The following is an 18,011-nucleotide window of genomic DNA, read 5'->3' on the forward strand; positions in this document are numbered from 1 at the left end:
ATTCGTATGCCGGCTCACAGCGCGAGTTCGTCGGCGACGACCTGCGCGAGGCGCGCGGTCACCTCGTCCGCCTGCTGCTGGGTCGCGGCCTCCGCCATGACGCGCACGAGCGGCTCGGTACCCGACGGGCGCAGCAGCACGCGGCCGGTGTCGCCGAGCAGCGCCTCCTCGCGGGCGACGGCGTCGAGAACCGCCTGATTCGTCTTCGCGGCCATCTTGTCGACGTTCGGCACGTTGATGAGCTGCTGCGGCAGCTGCGGGAAGTCGGCGGCGAGGCTTTTGAGGGAACGCCCGGAATCGACGATCTCCTTGCACAGCGTCAGCGCTGTCAACGTGCCGTCGCCGGTCGTCGCGAACTCGCGGTTGATGACGTGGCCGGACTGTTCGCCGCCGAGGCTGTAGTCGCCGTGCAGCATCTCTTCGAGCACGTAGCGGTCGCCGACGTTCGTCTGCACGGTGCGGATGCCCATCTCCTTGAGCGCGAGCTTGAGTCCGAGGTTGCTCATCACCGTCACGACGAGCGTGTCGTGGTTGAGTTTGCCTTCGCGCTGCTTGGCGCGTGCGAGGATGCCCATGATCTGGTCGCCGTTGACGAGCGTGCCGTCCTCGTCGACGGCGAGGCAGCGGTCGGCGTCGCCGTCGAACGCGACGCCGAGATCGGCGTTGGAGGCCTTGACCATCGCCTGCAGCTGCTCGGGGTGCGTCGAGCCGGCGTTCTTGTTGATGTTGTAGCCGTCGGGGGACGCGTTGATGACGATGACGTCGGCGCCGGCTCGGCGCAGCGCCTCCGGGGCGACGACCGAGGTTGCGCCGTTCGCGCAGTCGGCGACTACCTTGAGCCCCTTGAGCGGTTTCGTCTGCGTGCCGTCAACGACCGGCGCGACGGTGGCGACGAGATGGTCGATGTACATGTTCGTCGCCGTGTTCGAGTCGTGGCTGACACGGCCGACGCCGGCGCCGAGGGGCCGTTCCCAGTCCTGGCCGAGCACGGCTTCGATTTCGTCCTCCCTCGCGTCGGGCAGCTTGAAGCCGCCGCGCGCGAAGAACTTGATGCCGTTGTCCGGCATCGGGTTGTGCGAGGCGGAGATGACGGCGCCCATCTCGACGTTGAGCACGCTCGTCAGATACGCAACGCCCGGCGTGGGGATGATGCCCGCGTCGATGACGTCGAAGCCGCCTGCGGACATGCCCGCGGCGAGCGCGTTCGAAAGGAAGTCGCCGGAAACTCGCGTGTCACGGCCGATCAAGGCACGCCGACGTCCCGCCTTCTGGTCGGGTTTCGGGGAGTCGTCGCCGAGCACGCGCACGGCCGCGTCCCCCAGGTCGAGCGCGAGCTGCGCCGTCAGATCACGATTGGCAAGGCCGCGGACACCGTCGGTTCCAAACATACGTGGCATATTCATCCTCACTTGATATGCATCAGACAACCGATCCGGCCGATTATCCGCGACCGGACCATACGTGCACGATTCTACTGCACCCGCCGCCGCGCCCTCGGCGTTTGCCGTGGGCGGCGAAAGGCGTGCGGTCGAAGACTTCACAGCGAGGACGATGCGCCGTCCTGATGGCGCGGTCCGTCAGATGGATCAGCCACTACGTCATATGCGCGTCGACGTCGTTTTCAGTCGCACAATGGCGTGTAGGAGAGCTGGGCGACGAAGAGGCCCTCGTCGCGGGTGACGACCTGCGCACGTCCCGGAACGGCGCGCTTCGGCTTGACGCGGCCGATGAGCTGCCCCTCGTTCGGGTCTCCGGACAGCAGGATGCCAGGCATGCCCAGATCCTGGCACGCCTGAATGACCGGATCGTACATCGCACGGCTCGCGCCGCCGGTGCGACGAGTGAGGATCACATGCAGCCCCACATCGGCCGCCTGCGCGAGGAACGGCACAAGCGGACGCAATGGATTGCCCGACGATGTGGAAACCAGATCGTAATCGTCCACGAGCACATACACCTCCGACCCCTTCCACCAGGAACGGTCGCGCAACTGTTGCGGCGTCAGATCCGGACCCGGCATGCGCGTCTTGAGATACTCGGCGAGTTCCTGCATCTGCGTGGCCGCATCGTCCGGGGACGTGATGTATCCGGCGAGATGCGACTGCGGAATCTGCGCGAGGTTCGCCCGGCGGTAGTCGATCATGAAGATCTTCGCTTCGTTGCCGGCGTATACGCGTTCGACCTCCCGGACGACGAGACGCAGGAACGACGACTTTCCGGACTTCGACTCGCCGAAGAGATAGCACAGCGGATAGGTGTTGAGGTTGAACCCGACCGGCGCCAACGCATCCTCGCTGATGCCGAACACGAAGTTGCCCGGTACGTCGACGATCTTCCTGTAGGCCTCATTGCGGTGCATGTACGCGAGCAGCTGCTCGTGTTCGAGCATCTCCGGCAGCAGGCGCAGCTTCGGCCCCGGCTTGCCCTGCCAAGCGCCGTTCACCTTCTCGATGAGATCCTCGACGCCATCGCCGGCCGTGGCCGGATCGTCATCGCCGTCGATGCGCGGCAGACCAACCATCATGTGCAGCCCGTCCGCGCTGACACCACGTCCGGCCATGCCCATCGGCACCGTCTGGGCCACCTTGCGGTCGATGACCGAGTCACCGGGCTCGCCCAGACGCAGCTCGAGCTTCGTACCGATCGAATCGGCGATGTTCGCACGAATCTCCATCCACCGGTTCGCGCTGAGCAGCACATGCACGCCATAGGTGAGACCGCGCGCCACGATCTGCTGCACCTTCGGCTCGAGCTCCTCATAGTCGGCGCGGAAGTTGCCCCAACCGTCAATGACGAGGTACACGTCGCCGAATCCGTCGTTGATCGCGCCTTCGGCACGGCGGCGACGATACGTTTCGACGCCGTCGATGCCGGCCTTCTTGAAGAAGACCTCGCGACTGGCGATGATGCCGCCGATCTCGGCGATCGTACGGCGCACCTTCTCCTCTTCATTGCCGGAAGCGACGCCGCTGACATGGGCGAGCCGGTGCAATGGCGTGAACGAGCCGCCACCGCAGTCGATGACGTAGAACTGCGTCTCATGCGGCGTATGCGACAGCGCCAACGACGTGACGATCGTGCGCAGCATCATGCTCTTGCCGCTCAACGGACCGCCGACGACGGCCATATGACCACCTGCGCCGGAGAAGTCGACGGCCATGACCTCGCGCTTTTGTTCACGTGGCTTGTCCTCGATCGCGCATGGTGCGACGAGCGTCCCCTGCTTGCGCCAGTACGGCGAGACCAGTCCGAGACCCGGCACGACCTGCAGATCCGGCATGAAGCGGTCCAACGTGTCCGGCGTGGTCAGCGGCGGCAGCCACACCTGGTGCGCCGGCGTGCCTTTGCCGCGCATCTGCTCGACGGCGTATTGGAACGTCGTCTCGTCCCCGTCGAATCCTTCCGGGACGCCGGAGACATAGGACGCGCGGAACCGCGACATCGTACCGTCCGGCTTCTTGAGATAGCCGATGCCGGGAAGGCTCGGCAGCTCGAAGGCGTCCGTCACACCAAGCACGGCGCGCGACTCGCTCGCCGAGAACGTCTTCAGGCCGATGCGGTAGGACAGATGCTCGTCAAGACCACGCAGCTTGCCCTGCTCGAGACGCTGCGACGCGATGAGCAGATGGATGCCGAGCGAACGGCCGACGGCGCCGATGCGCACGAAGGACTGCACGATGTCCGGCTTCGCCTTCATCAACTCGGAGAACTCGTCCACCACGACGACAAGCGACGGCAACGGTTTGAGTTCGGAGCGTCCTCCATCGACGCGCAGCCTCTCGTATTCGGTGATGTTCGCAAGGTTGCCGGCATCACGCAGCAATTCCTGACGCCGGTTGATCTCGCCATCCAGTGCGTCCTCCATACGGTCGACGAGCGAGGCCTCACGTCCGAGGTTCGTGATGATCGACGAGATGTGCGGCATGCCGTCCATGCCGGCGAAGGTCGCGCCACCCTTGAAATCGATGAGCACGAAATTGAGCTGATCGGGAGAATGGCTCAACGCGAGCGAAAGCACCAACGTGCGCAGCACCTCCGACTTACCCGAACCGGTCGCGCCGACGAGCACGCCGTGCGGGCCCATGCCGCGCTGGCCCATCTCCTTGATGTCCAGCATCGCCGGAGACTGATCGTCATACAGTCCGATCGGCACATTGAGACGCGTGCGGCCGGTGCGATACGCCCACAACGCATCCAAATCGATGTGTTTGAGGTCGGTGATGCCGAGCAGACTCGGCAGATCGTTGCCGCTCCTGTGCAGTGCGGAATCCATTTGCGCACCGGTGCTTCCGTCACTCATCGACACGTCGCCCAACCGTCGCGCCACGGCCCGTATCTCACCGACGCTCAACGCATCCGCATGCAGTTCGATGGGCTGCTTCATCGCCGTCGACGACAGCTGCACGATGCCCGTGTCCAGCGTGTGTTCGACGACGTTCAGCCCTCGCTCGACCATCGTTTCGGAGAACAGCATGCGCAGCACGTTCGCCTCAGTCAGATCATCCCACGCCTCCGGCATGTCGATGACCGTCACGCCGTCGAGTCCAGCCGCGTCGAAGACACGCGTCTGCCTGCCGAGCGCTCCGATATCGTAGCCGTCGTTGATGATGAGCAGATGCGGCTGCGAGGAATAGTCGGCAGTGCTGAAGACGCCCCGGCTGGTGATGTCCGAGCCAACGAGCGCGTCCACGTCATGCGCGTTCGACGTGACCATATACCGTCTTGACGAAGCGGAGGGATCCAGATAGCCATCATCGGCGTTCGCACCGTCCGTGCGCGCATGAGGCAGCATGCGCACCCATTCCCAATCGCCGATCCTGTCTTCGCTGGCGAGCACGCCCACCTTCAGATGTTCGGGCGAATGCCAGACGACCGCCTGCGCCAGCATGGCGCGCACAAGCGGCTGCACCTGTTCGGGGTCGCCGAGCAGTTCGATGCGCTTGTAGTGCCGCATGTCCACGGTGAAGGGCATGTTGCGCAGCTTCGAATGCGCGATGAGGAAGCGATGCGCCGCCGAAGCGGACACCGGATCGAGCTGGGCGAGCGCCGAGATTTCCGGAGATTCAAGTTTGACGCTCAGCTCCTCCTCGTGGGTTCCCAATCGCAGCCTCATGAAATCGTCATCCGAGGGCATGCGCTCCCACCGTCGCGCCGGTTCGCACGCGACCGCCACCAACGCATCCGGGTTGGGCGCGTTCCACAATGCGGCGCTGCGCTGCCGGTACGCCGACGTACGCACCGCCTTGCGCGTCTGGGCGAGATAGGTCAGATACTCACGGCGCGAGGCCGTGAGGTTCGCCATGCGCTGCGAACGCTGCCGCACGCCGTTGACGACGACGAATCCCATCGAGGACAGCATGAACATGCCGCCGGTGAGCAGTCCGGTCAATCCGCTGTTCGTCATCAGCATCATGATGATCGCGCTGACCGAGCCGAGCAGCGGCACCATGGAGGTCAGCACCGTGTTGACGCCGTCGCTCGCCTCGAGTTCCGGCGGAGGCTGCAGCACGATGCGTCCCTTCGGCGCGACCGGCCCCTGCAGACGGTCCGACTTCATCTCCTTGCTCACGCGTTCCTCCTTCGCGTCGTCCTCATGATGCTGCCTGTCATGTCCCCGAACGACAGTCGTGCGCCGGGCTCGATCTGTTCCCGCACGTCCCGTTGCAGCCGGTGTTCCTCTCCGTCGATGGCGACCGTGGTGCCGTTGAGACTTCCCAGATCGGTGACCCAGATCTCGCCGTCGTTGATTTCGATGCGCGCATGGCTGCGCGACACCGTTCCCGTCGTGTCCTTGAGCGTGACGACGCCGTCGCCGTCCTCGACGGCGACCGGCTTCCTGCCGACGACGATCGCACCCCGTTTAGGCAGGTTCACCCGCTTGCCGCCTTCAAGATACATGATGAGCGTCTGCTCTCTGGTAGCTTCCTGCGCAGGGCGTTGCGGCAGCGCGACATGGACGCCGGCGGCCGGCTGTGGCGGACGCTCCGGCAACGCCGGGGGACGCACAGGCGTTGCCGGCGGACGCGTCGGCAGCGCCGGAGCTGGCCGACGCTTCGAATGCCGTGGCGCCGACGATGACCGCTGCGGCCGCGCCTGCGCCGTCGGCGAGGCGGGAGCGACTGGCGCGGCCGGCGCCGATTCGACAGCTGCCGATTCGGCGGGCGCCGGCGTGGGCGTCGATGCAGTCGGTGCCACGAGCTCCTCACTCATCGCCGCCGCGGGCACCGGTACGACGGGAGCGACGACGGGTGCCGCTTCGGTGTGCAGCGGCGACGGTTCCCTGACAGCGGGCACCGACGGGGCGTCAGGGGCACCGGTCGTGTCCGACATCGAAGCATTGGTCGAGGTGTAGCGGAAATCCAACGACGAACCGATCGGCGCGCCCACCGTGCTGATGCCCAGCAGCAATGGTCGGTCGATGTCTACCTGTACAAGCGACGCCACGCCGTCCGCCCAATCCCGACGGATGGCAGATTTCGAAGCAAAAGCCGATGAGCACATCTCGACGAGGAGTCCCACGCCTGCCGCACATGTGCACACGAGCAGCATCCCGTATTTCCTCATGATGAGCAGCATCCCCGCAGGCAGCACGCCGCCGTTCCTGCTCGTCACGCACTCTTCGCGCACGGTGCGCGTGCCGGTGATGAGCCTGCCGATTGTCTCTCCTCGCACGCCCTCCCAAATCATCATCGTCAGCACCAGTTCTACTGCCACGATGATCGTCAGCACAAGATCGTGGCCCAATAGCTGCGTGCCACCCGCGACGATGACCAGCACGGCGAGATCGATGCAGTTCGAGGCGATCTGCTTGCCGCACGATGCCACTGCATAGGTCTTCTCCTGCCGTTGCCCGGCAGACGTTCCGATGGCGATGCTCATACGATTCCTCTCAACCATTCCACAAGTCCCGCAGACAGCAGAGCCGCGACCGGTGCCAGACACAGCGCCGCGAAGCAGCAGCCGTCCCCGATGCGGGACAACGCGAGCGAATAGAACCCATTGCTTTGTGAGATCATGCCGAATCCCAACACCAACCCCACCACGGCGCATACACCGATGATCGCCACCGGCATCTGCGCTCCCCATTGCGGCAGCGCCGACGGCAGGAAGGCCACGACGACCATCAGCGACACCATGGCCGCGCCGCGCATCAGGTAGCGTTCAAAGGGACGACCTGATTGACGCGGCTTGAGCGCCAGATACAGCACGATGGACACGCCCGCGACAATGAAGGCGACGCGATCGAGTGCAGCCGCATAATCGACGCATGTCGCGAGCGCAAGGAAGGACAGCACCACGCATATCGTGCAGCAAACCGTTCCTGCCGTGTATTGCGCGAGGAAACGCTGCATGTCCTCATGCACGTCGTCGTCGGTGAGCATGCGCGCGTCTTCGGGGATGCTGCCGCGCACCGTCCATCGGCGGGTCATGTATCGGCGCCACTGCACAAGATAACGGTCGGGTACGCGTACGACGAGGTTCGCCATCATCTGCACGCCCCACACGCCCATCGCCACGCCGGATGCCGCGAGGATCGACGGACGCACGTCGAGGCAGATCGCCGTCGCACAGCCCAGCGCCGCCAACAGGAACACGATCATGCAGACGCGCACGGTGCCGATCAGCTGCGGATGGGTGACGCGTGTCGACATGACCGCCGCGTCCGCGCCTGCAGCGCACGACATGCAGAACACGGCGACGATGACGGGATGCGACGTGGGGATCAGCGCGGCGCCGGCGCCTCCTGCACACATCGCCAGCCAGATGCCCGCGGTCAGGTACCATGCGGCCGCGTTATGCGCATGCTGCTTCGATCGGCGCAGGCTTGCATGGTCGGCGAAGACGGCGGCCAGCATGAGACCGGCGACGATGCCCGTGATGAGCCCGAAGGACATGGTCGCGTCCATCGGCGCAAAACCGTATGGCAGCATGGCGGCGCCGGCCGCCAGCCCCATGATGATGGGCATGGTCAGATGCACGCCGTCCTGCTGTGTCGCCCGCGTCGTACGTGGAAGGGAAGAGACCGTCATGGGAGTGCGTCAGACGTCCTTGCGCATGCCGTCTTCCATCGCCTGCAGCTTGGCCACGCTTTCGATGGCCTGCAGGTAATCCTGTTTCGTCTCTTCCTCCGGATCCATCGCGTCGAGGTCATCGCGCACCTTCGTCATGTTCCTGACGAGGTCCGCCCTCACTTCGCGTGCTTCGGGCGACTTGTCGATGCCATTGAAGATATCCATTTCGCAGGTCTTGCCCAAGTCGATGCGCGACTGCAGCGTCTGCCAGGCCTTGCCCATCTGTCCTGCGCGTCGCGCTTTGACGACTTCCTCATGGTGCTCGTTCAGCCGGGGCTCGTTGTTCGCATGGAGTTCGTCGAGTTCCTTGCGGGCCTGAGCGAGGCCCTTCTGCGCCTGTTCGAGCTGCTGCATGAATGCTTCGAATTCGGTGGATGTCATCTATGCTCTCTCCCTGTATCTGACTGTGTCACATTGCCTATCGCATTGCATATTGCGGGGATTCAGCGGCCGCCGAAGGAACCGCCGTCATCCTCATGCTTCTGGCCCTGTCTCGTATCGAGAAAATCATTGGCATGCTGCTGCACTGAATCACCAAAGTCTTCGATGGCATCCTGTCCGCTGTCATACAGCATATTGAACCGATCCTGCCTTGCATCCGATTTCTGCCGGTTCTCCTCTTGCCATTGGTCGGTGCGGCGGTCATTGGCCTCATTACGGGCGTCATTCGCCGCGGTGCGTTCCGCGGAACGCTGGTCGAGATTGTCAGCCACCCCGTGCGCGCCGACGAAATCGAAGAAATCCGAAAGTCTGTCATCGACGAAATTGGCGGTGCCTGTCGTGGCGTTGTTCAAGCCACGCCGGATATCCTGTCCTCTGTCGATGCTCCAATCCAACGCGGACTGCCCGGCATCATACATTACATTGTTGCCCCATTGCATGGCATCGCCTACCGCGCGCCGTCCGGCCTGCGCACCGTCGAAAAGACCATTGCCGACGAACTGTCCGCCGTCCAATACGGTATTCCCGGCCCAATCGAGTCCTTCCCCGACCTTTTCGCCGGCCCATGTCAAGCCGTCCCAAGCCGCTTTGCCCATTGTTCCCAAGCCATTCCCGACCCCTGACACCAGATCGCCAAAATCGATGCTTGGATTCGTAAAGAATTCGGCTGCCTTGATCATCTTCTGCGTGGAATCGCTCAACGGCGCTCCCGACGTCAGTTTGCATTCGGACAGAGCGCTCACCGACTGGTCGTATGCGGTGCCGAAGTGCGCGAGGCAATTGGCGAAGGTCCGTGCCGTCGCCAGCATCTGCTCAAGTCGTTCACTGACGGTCGTGACCAGGTTTGAGACGGCATTGATCACCTTATGGGTATCCCACGCCCCCTTGAACTGGCCGATCACCGGGATGGAGATATCCGCCAAGACGTTTGCAAGCAGATTGGCGATCTCCTGCAGCGTGCTCATGATGAAATTGAAGGTATCCTCGGCAAGCTGGGCCAGCTTCCGCATCCCTTCTGCGCCTTCCCGGCAAGGCGTGACGCCGGCCTGCATCGCCTTCGCGAGCGCCGCGTTATCTTTCTTGAACGCATTGGAGGCGTCACCGCTCCAGCTCGTGCCGTCGCCCACGACGTTGGAGACCTCCGTGATGGCGGATGCGGTCTGAGTCAGGTTGGCTGCGAGCGCATCCCATCGTTCGGCAGTGGTGGTCATCGCATCCCAGTCGCCACTGAAGGGCTTCTTGATCCATCTATCGATCGGACTGAATCCGAACAGACCTTCGAATATGCCATCAACTGCAGAGATGATTGCGCCTGCGAGCTGAACGCCGGATTGGATGAGATCGTTCAGGTCGGAAACGGTTTTGGCGTCGCCTACCAACTTGCGCAGTGTAGACGAGTCGGCTGCCAATTGCGTGCCTTTTGTCGTCAACACGTTGGTGCTCGAAGCAACGGATGTCATGATCGGGTCCTTCTGTTCGTATGTGTTTCGTTACCGCCGTGCGCGTCCGGATTGTTCAGACCGCAATGTTGATGCCTTCACGTTCAGGCATCCGTGTGATGTCCCGCTCGAGGAAGAGCGCCTGGAGTTCTTCGGGGCTGCGTCCGAGTGGATCGCTGCTGGCGATCTGCTCCCATGCGGCCGCCGTGGCATCCTGTTGGGCTTTCGCCCGTGCTGCGGCCGATTCGCCGACGCGCATGACTGCGTCATAATCCCCGTCGTTGTCGAAGTCCACGGCGGCGAACTGGTCATCGCCGTCCTCGTAGACGCTGATTCGCGCATCGGCGGCCATGTCCGGCGTCATCGCGAGGTCGTTGGTGCCGTCATTGTTCGCGTCCAACGTGAAGGTAGACGCATTCTTCGGCTGCATGCCGTCCGGCAGCGGTATGTTCGTCGCATCCTCATCGGTTTTGCTCAGACGGATCGAACCGTCCGCTTCCATGACCGCATGCGTGTTGCCGTCGGTGAGGTTGAGCGAATATTCGTCCTGCGCATCCCCGCTGACATCCAACCCGATCGTATTGACGCCGTCATATGGATTGCCTGGTCGCCCGTCGACGGCGGTTGCGCCCGCATCCGGTTTGCCGTTGGCATCCGCACCTGAGGAACCGTCAGCCCCCGGCGCCCTGCCGTTGCCGTCGCCCGCGGCGGCTGCTCCCCCATCGGGCATGATGGTTCCGGCATCCGGATCGACGCTTCCCGCCGTACGGCCGTCATCGGCAGAGGCGTCGCCGCTTCCCGCCGTGGAACCAGATCCGGACGCATCCGCCTCGACGTCGCCGCCTCCTTGTGCGACGGATCCTTCGTATCGGTCATCATCGTGAGCGTCCTGCCATGAGCCGCCACCTGTGGAACCGGCACCGGCATAGCCGCCTCCGCCAGTCCCGCCGGCGCTGCCGCCGATGGTGCCACCACCACCGGTTCCACCGCCGGAACCGGTACCGCCACCGCCCTGCTCAAGCCGGTCAAGCTTCTCATCAATCTGCTCAAGCTGTTCCTGAATGCTCTTCAGATAGTCGATGATGTCCTTCTCGGTATTGGTGAAATCCTGTTGGGCGCCATCAATCGCTCCCTGCAGGTAGCTGAGCACCTGACCGATGTTGCTCAGATAGCCCGACGTGCATTCCTTGGCCGACGTATACATGGGGCGGAACATCTGCAGCACGAGACCGAAGCTTGGATCCTCGTTCTGGTTGAATGCGCCCATCGTCGCCATGAACTCACGTGACGCTGAACCGTATTGTGCCTGCAATCCTTTCAGATCGCCGCAATCCATCTTGATTTCGTCTGACACAGTCTCACTCCCTGTTTCCGTGACGGTCTGGTATCGGTTGGATCAGATGCTCTTATGCCTGATCCTGATTGGCGATGAAATCGAGGATCGTGTCGTGGACGTCCTCGATCGACACCCGCAATGTGCCGGTGAGCGTCTGGCCGCCGGCTTTGCGTTCGTGCTCATGCAGGTCACGCCTGAATTCAGCCGCGTCGGCCGCATCGGCCACTGCAGCCGTCTTCGCGTCGATTGCCACCTGCTGGGTTTCTTCAGACGCCTCGAAGCCCGCGACGACCTCTTCGAGCCATTTGGCATATGCTTCCAACGTCGTTTTGAGATTCTCGCGCGACTTGCGGTAGTTCTCGCTCATCTGCTTGATCTGCTTGTCCAGATCACGCCCGAAGAACTCCGGGGAGGCGTGCTGTGCCGGCTGCCATCGTGCGTTTCTGGTTCGGTCGATATCCGTATTGAGATGCCGCAGTTTGCGCACCATCTCACGATCCTGTTGCGGATTGATGTTGATTTCGTCCACCATTGGTCATGCTCCTTTCATGCTGTTCGAAAATGGTTTGCGCCGTTCACGCCTCTTGGGCACTGCGGCGACGCCCGGCCATGTTGCCGATCGGTGTGGGACTGAACTCCTCATCCTCCTCGATGACCGGCGCCACATAGCCAAGCTGCTGCCGCTTCTTCTTATCGCCACCAGCACCACCGGCGCCAGCACCGGAACCCATCATCGCCGGATTAGCACGCCCAGCCGCACCAGCCGCACCAGCTGCCGCCGCATTGTTGCGCAACCCTGCCGCCAATCCCTGCGCGCCACGAATCGACGAAGCCGAGGACACTGTAGCCGTAACCGGATTGTTCGCATAGAACGAGCCCACACCTGTCCCGCCGACAGCACCTACCAAGCCCAATGTGCCGCCGGCGCCTGCCGAACCCATCAGCGCCCCACCGGCTGCGGACGACATCATGCCCGCACGTCCGGCCACACCGGTCGCGGCGACACCGGCAGCGGCGACGCCGCCAGCCGAAGCCGCCGAGGAAAGACCCGTCACACCACGCATGCTGTAGCTGTCCACATCAACGCCATCGGCATCGGTACGCACCCACGCATTACGATCGGAATCATAGCGGTACGTGCCGTTCTCATCCCACTCATACAGATAATCGTCATGCCGATCATCATCGTTCGAGCCGCCAACGCGATAGCCGTCACGTCCCGCAGAACCCGACGAACCATTCGCACGATCGGCACCGCCCTGCAATGTTCCCAACGGTCGGGCAGCCCCCGCAAGCGACCCCGCAGCACCGCTTCCGGCCGACGACGACCGACCAGCCGACACAGCAGCAACCGACGAAGCGCTTGAACGTCCCGCACGAGCCGCTGCGGCAACACCAACACCAGCCGCAGTCGCGCCAGCGCCCACACCTGCACCGACGCTGGAAGGACCAGACCCATCACCACTCTGGGAGTGATCAGGAATTGGCCACCCATCAGGAGTTTGCCCCATATCCACAACTGGAATCGGATCTGGAGGCGAAACAACCGCCCCTCGAACACTATTAATTATTGCATTATACTTTTTCTCTGCCTCATCTTCACGATGGCTTACCATCAGCTGGGAGATGAGATTGACGCCGGCAATGCCCATCATGCCAGTCAAGGTGCCCAATCCGGGAACAACGACATTCATTGGCTCGGTGGCATCCATGATCTGCTGCTCCTGCGCGGCATTCAGACGACTGCCCGGAAGCGTCACGTTGTTCGCCTCAATGATCCCCTCATTATGCGCCTCGATGGCTCTCTTCATATCGGTCAGGCATTGCTGGTTGGCAGCGAAATGATCATCGATGTTGTCAACGACCTCTTTCGCCTTCGCATACATGCTGTCCTGAGCCGAGCAGTCGAAATCACCCGACTGCACCATCCACGAACGCACACCATCCACCTTGTCCCGTAACGTCTTAAGCATCGCCTGATAATTACGGATATTATCAATGATGCCATCCGCATCCCATCGATCAGTTTGCGCGATAGACGCTAGGCGCGATTCAAAGAAACCAATAGATGAGTTCACTTCATGCGTTGACATTTCATTCCTTTCCTAAAAGTTCTCTTTCATATTCACTTGTTTTCACGAGGATTATCTCGAGAGTCATGACCTACATAAGTACTGCCATAAGTCATTGGCGCGACGGGGCCAGCGGGAGGATATCCTCCTAGGCCAGACGCCCCTGACGCATTCGCCGGCATCGGCGGAGCGGCGGCCGGCACGGGCGCAACGGCCACAGGCAAGCGCCTGCGGCGACGCACGACCAGACAGGCGACGACGATAAGCGCGGCCACGGCCACGATGCCGCTACCCAACGCCGCCCACAACCACACCGAACCAGACGAAGACGACGCAGACGATGTGGTCACACCCGACGCACCGGCACCATCAGCTTTAGGCGCAGCAGCCTGCCCATTGTCAGACGTCGAGGATGACATGGCCTGGCCGGTGCGGGTGGCCGAGTACTGCATGCAATCGGCGCCACCGTCCTTGCGGCACTGCTCCACCTTCGCCCACGCCGCCTTCTGCCGCTCATACTCCTCACCAACGAGATCGGCCTCTTTGGGCACATCGATGCCCGAACTATCATCCAACCCGAACGGATCGGTCATTCCCGCCAACTGCGTCCAATCGGAATGATCCGTATACATGCCGCGCGTCTCCTCATGCTTCTCGCTGTTGGCCACCGCCGCCTCCAACAACGGATTGACATCCGGATACTGCGACGGATCCGTCGCCAACAACCTCGGCAGATCAATCACACCAAACCCGGCACGCAGATCCCGGTCGAACACCGGCTCCCCACTTGTGTTGCCCCGCGTGTTACGCACCACCGACTGCAACACCTGATTACCCGTCGCATCCGGCCATTTGCTCATCACCAACGCCAACATCCCACTCGTGATCGCCGACGCCGACGACGAACCACCAGAATCCACCTTCACCACACGCGCATCACCAACCGCATACCTGTTGATCCCCTCGCTCGGCGCCAGCAACGTCACACCGCCATCACGACGATTCGCATTCCCCGACTCATCCGCGCCGTTCACCGCCAACACCCCGGGAAAACGATTGATCTTCGTCGGCTCGCCCACATAATCCTTCGGCCCCGAATCCTCCGTATCATTACCCGAACCAGACACGACTACCACTCCGGCGCGCAACGCCCCGACATACGCCTCAACCATATCCGAACCACTCCTGCCTTCGAACGACAGATTGATAATACGATCGCCATTCGCAACGGCCTGACGGACGGAACCGGCAAAATCGATGGCTTTACCATTGGTAGAGCAAGCTTCAGAAAAACCAGACAGACCAGCAGATCCAAACGTTAACGGGTAATGCGTCACTTGCGCATTCTGCGCCACACCCACCAGACCACGATTGCCGTCATAGCCCGAACCATCACCCACGATATACGCAGTCATCATCGTCCCATGCGTCACATAAATCCCCCCATCACCCGCACGCAACGCCGGATCCGACACACGCATCATCCGCGTCTTCTTCAAATTCACACACGACGAAGCACCATCAGGAAGCACCAACCTCGACGCCACTTGCTTACCCGCGATCCCCGGATAATCAACAACCAACTGATCATCCAACACCGCGACCTTCACACCCTTGCCGGTCACACCCTGACTCCACGCATCCTGCGCACCCGTCTTCGTGACATACCAATCACCGGCATCCAACTCCACCGCCCACACGGACGGCGTTACAACCAACGCCAACGCCAACACCGCAGCCACAACCACGACACACACGGCACGCACCCGCACCACCACACGAGACACACCCATCACCAAATCCTTTCCAACACGAACACCAACACGAACAGAAGCATGAACACCAATCACCAACGACCACCCCCAGACACATTCGCCGGCATCGACGCAACAGCCGAAGACACGGGCGCAACGGCAGCTTGCAAGCGCCTGCGGCGGCGCACGACCAGACAGGCGACGACGATGAGTGCGGCCACGGCAGCGACACCCGCACCGAGCGTCGCCCACAACCACACCGAACCAGACGAAGACGATGCGCTCGCACCCGACGCACCGTCGCCGCCGCCGTCGGTCTTCGGCGCAGCGGACTGCCCGTTGCCAGCCGACGAAGACGCCGAGGACGACGCAGCCTGGCCCGTACGCGTGGCCGAATACTGCATGCAATCGGAGCCGCCATCCTTACGGCACTGCTCCACCTTCGCCCACGCGCTCTTCTGCCGCTGATACTCCTCACCAACCAACGACGCCTCACGCGTCACATCGATAGGGGTACTACCATCCAGATCGAACGAATCAACCGTCCCGATCAAATGATCGCCCCAATCCGAACGGTCCGTATACATGCCGCGCGTCTCCTCATGCCGCTCACTGTTGATCACCGCAGCCTCCAGCAAAGGATTGACATCCGGATACTGCGCCGGATCCGTCGCCAACAACCTCGGCAGATCGATCACACCGAAACCCGAGCGCAGATCCCTGTCGAACACCGGCTCCCCACTTGTGTTGCCCCGCGTGTTACGCACCACCGACTGCAACACCTGATTACCCGTCGCATCCGGCCAACGACTCATCACCAACGCCAACATCCCACTCGTGATCGCCGACGCCGACGACGAACCACCCGAACCCACCTTCACCACACGAGAATCACCAACCGCATACCCATTGATACCCTCCGCCGGCGCCAACAACGTCACACCACCATCACGACGATTCGTCGCACCCGACTCATCCGAGACATTCACGCTCAGCACGCCCGGGAACCGGTTCGTCTTCGCCGGCTCACCCACATAATCCCTCGGACCCGAATCCTCCGTATCATTACCCGAACCAGCCACGACCACCACACCCGCACGCCACGCATCGACGAACGCCCCGACCATCTCAGGACGCTGCGGCGACTCAAATGACATGTTCACGATTCGATTGCCATCCGCAGCCGCCCGGCGCAGCACCGTCGCAAAATCAAGCTCACCACCCACCTTGCACAACGGCGCATCCCCACCAAGAGCCCCAACGCCGAAGCCATTGGGATATGCGGTCACCTGCGCGTCCTGCGCCACGCCCACCAAGCCACGATTGCCGTCATAGCCAGAACCATCACCCACGACATACGACGTCATCTCGGTGCCATGCGTCACATACAGGCCACGATCCCCCGCACGCAAACCCGAATCCGACACATCCATACGAAACTCCTTGTTGCGATCCATGCACCACGTCGCCCCATCCTTCAACACCAACCTCGACTCCACATGCTTATTCGCGATCGCAGGATAATCCAACACAACCTGACTATCCATCACCGCGACCTTCACACCCTTGCCGGTCACACCCTGGCCCCACGCATCCTGCACACCCGTCCTGGTGATATACCAATCCCCATCATCCAACTCCACCGCCCATGCCGACGGCACCACAGCCAACACCACTGCACATACCGCAGCCACCACCGGGCCGACAACAGCACCGGCTCTACTCGTCTGAGTCGATCGTCCCATAAGGTCGGAGTACTTTCTTGCTCAACTTGGGCATGCCGATCATGCACATGATCACGGCCGCCCATCTCAGCGTCACATACAGGTCAACGTATGTGCGCTGGTGCGGCAATCACCCTCTCGCGACCGCCGCACCAGCCTCTCTACTTGTCGTCGTCGCCTATCGACGCGGTCATTGGACGCATCGGCATGCCCCAATGACGACGACGGTGGCGCCCCGACGCAACGTAGCTATCGCGGCGCCACCGGTATCCGTCAGAAGCGAGCCGCGGAACGGTTGTCCGACTCCACGTACTGATCGGCGATCTGCTGGGTGGTGGTGGAGATCTGGGCCAGAATCTGGTTCATCTCCTGGATCTTCTTGTTCCACTCGATCTGCGCACGGTAATACGCTTCCTGCGCGGCGCCGTCCCACTGATCGATGAGCGAACGCACCTGGGAATCGAGCGTATCGAGCTCCTGGCTGATCCCCTTGGAATCATTGGCGATATCGTTCGAAAGCTGACCGACCATCTGCGGGCGGACGGAAATGGAACCTACCATTGGTTTCTCCTCAACTGTTGTGTTTGCTTGTGATGTTTGCTATGCCGTTGCGCTCAGCCCAGCAGCGCCTGCAGGCGCGAGGTCTGGGACTGGTTGTCCGCTTCGTTCGCCGCCTGATCCTTCGCGGTTCCGCGAATGTTGTCACGCAGGTCGTTGAGGATGCGGTTGAGGGCATTCGCCTTCTCCTGCCACGCCATCATCAGCGCGTTGTACGAGGTGGCGGCATCACCCTTCCAGAAGGATCCGAGCTCCCCCATCTTGCTCTCGATGTCCTTGATGCGCTGATCAATGCCGACCCTCGCGTTTTCCACGGCGACGGCGCCCTTCTCAAGCGCGCCCTCACCAGCTGCGATCTTCTCAGCCATGCTGTTCCTCCATTGCGTTCGAAGGTTAGTTATTTATTATCACTGCCGCTTGCTTGTCGGCGGAGCCCCCTACGAGAAACGCGTCCTCATTGGCGTTGGTCCCACATCCAAACCGCAGATTGGACAATCATATCCCACACATGTTTCCTGCATGTACACATATCTCAAGAATTCGACTATTAGAGTAGTGCTCAAGTTTTTCCACATAATCGGCTATATTGCACGCACATTCCATCTTGATCCTGCG

The 18,011-nt window shown here is 62.0% G+C and carries 13 protein-coding genes; all 13 read right to left on the reverse strand.

From position 1 onward, the window contains the following. Positions 1-14: 14 nt before the first annotated feature. Positions 15-1,397 (reverse strand): phosphoglucosamine mutase, encoded by a 1,383-nt coding sequence (gene glmM, locus CGZ88_RS04625; protein WP_101671224.1) that lies wholly within the window; start codon positions 1,395-1,397, stop codon positions 15-17. A gap of 224 nt (positions 1,398-1,621) precedes the next feature. Next, on the reverse strand, positions 1,622-5,569 hold the full coding sequence (gene eccCa / locus CGZ88_RS04630; protein ID WP_243390071.1) for a type VII secretion protein EccCa: 3,948 nt from the start codon (positions 5,567-5,569) through the stop codon (positions 1,622-1,624). Then, positions 5,566-6,879, reverse strand: coding sequence for an FHA domain-containing protein (locus tag CGZ88_RS04635; RefSeq protein WP_026645619.1), 1,314 nt, complete (start codon positions 6,877-6,879; stop codon positions 5,566-5,568). Before CGZ88_RS04635 ends, eccCa begins: the two co-directional genes overlap by 4 nt. Then, positions 6,876-7,907: a hypothetical protein gene (locus tag CGZ88_RS08955; RefSeq protein ID WP_165778709.1), complete on the reverse strand. Its 1,032-nt coding sequence runs from the start codon at positions 7,905-7,907 to the stop codon at positions 6,876-6,878. The genes CGZ88_RS04635 and CGZ88_RS08955 overlap by 4 nt, the downstream gene beginning before the upstream one ends. 132 nt (positions 7,908-8,039) lie before the next feature. Then, complete coding sequence (locus CGZ88_RS04640; protein ID WP_026645620.1) at positions 8,040-8,453, reverse strand: hypothetical protein; 414 nt, start codon at positions 8,451-8,453, stop codon at positions 8,040-8,042. 62 nt (positions 8,454-8,515) lie between these two features. Next, positions 8,516-9,973: a hypothetical protein gene (locus tag CGZ88_RS04645; protein ID WP_101671226.1), complete on the reverse strand. Its 1,458-nt coding sequence runs from the start codon at positions 9,971-9,973 to the stop codon at positions 8,516-8,518. A gap of 55 nt (positions 9,974-10,028) precedes the next feature. Next, positions 10,029-11,306, reverse strand: a complete 1,278-nt coding sequence (locus CGZ88_RS08960; RefSeq protein ID WP_207761154.1) for a hypothetical protein — start codon at positions 11,304-11,306, stop codon at positions 10,029-10,031. Between the two features lie 52 nt (positions 11,307-11,358). Then, entirely contained in the window at positions 11,359-11,820 is a 462-nt protein-coding gene (locus CGZ88_RS04660; RefSeq protein WP_101671228.1) for a hypothetical protein, read from the reverse strand. Between the two features lie 43 nt (positions 11,821-11,863). Continuing rightward, positions 11,864-13,381, reverse strand: coding sequence for a hypothetical protein (locus CGZ88_RS08870; protein ID WP_133064599.1), 1,518 nt, complete (start codon positions 13,379-13,381; stop codon positions 11,864-11,866). Between the two features lie 32 nt (positions 13,382-13,413). Beyond that, positions 13,414-15,210 (reverse strand): S8 family serine peptidase, encoded by a 1,797-nt coding sequence (locus CGZ88_RS04680; protein WP_243390081.1) that lies wholly within the window; start codon positions 15,208-15,210, stop codon positions 13,414-13,416. Continuing rightward, positions 15,207-16,790 (reverse strand): S8 family serine peptidase, encoded by a 1,584-nt coding sequence (locus tag CGZ88_RS04685; RefSeq protein ID WP_165778711.1) that lies wholly within the window; start codon positions 16,788-16,790, stop codon positions 15,207-15,209. Before CGZ88_RS04685 ends, CGZ88_RS04680 begins: the two co-directional genes overlap by 4 nt. A gap of 321 nt (positions 16,791-17,111) precedes the next feature. Continuing rightward, complete coding sequence (locus CGZ88_RS04690) at positions 17,112-17,399, reverse strand: WXG100 family type VII secretion target (RefSeq protein ID WP_026645626.1); 288 nt, start codon at positions 17,397-17,399, stop codon at positions 17,112-17,114. Positions 17,400-17,452: 53 nt separating this feature from the next. Continuing rightward, the gene (locus tag CGZ88_RS04695; RefSeq protein ID WP_026645627.1) at positions 17,453-17,764 is read right to left on the reverse strand and encodes a WXG100 family type VII secretion target; all 312 of its coding nucleotides are present in this window, start codon (positions 17,762-17,764) and stop codon (positions 17,453-17,455) included. Positions 17,765-18,011 lie beyond the last annotated feature (247 nt).

The organism is Bifidobacterium anseris (assembly GCF_002860345.1).
In the GTDB taxonomy this organism is placed as follows: Bacteria; Actinomycetota; Actinomycetes; order Actinomycetales; family Bifidobacteriaceae; genus Bifidobacterium; species Bifidobacterium anseris.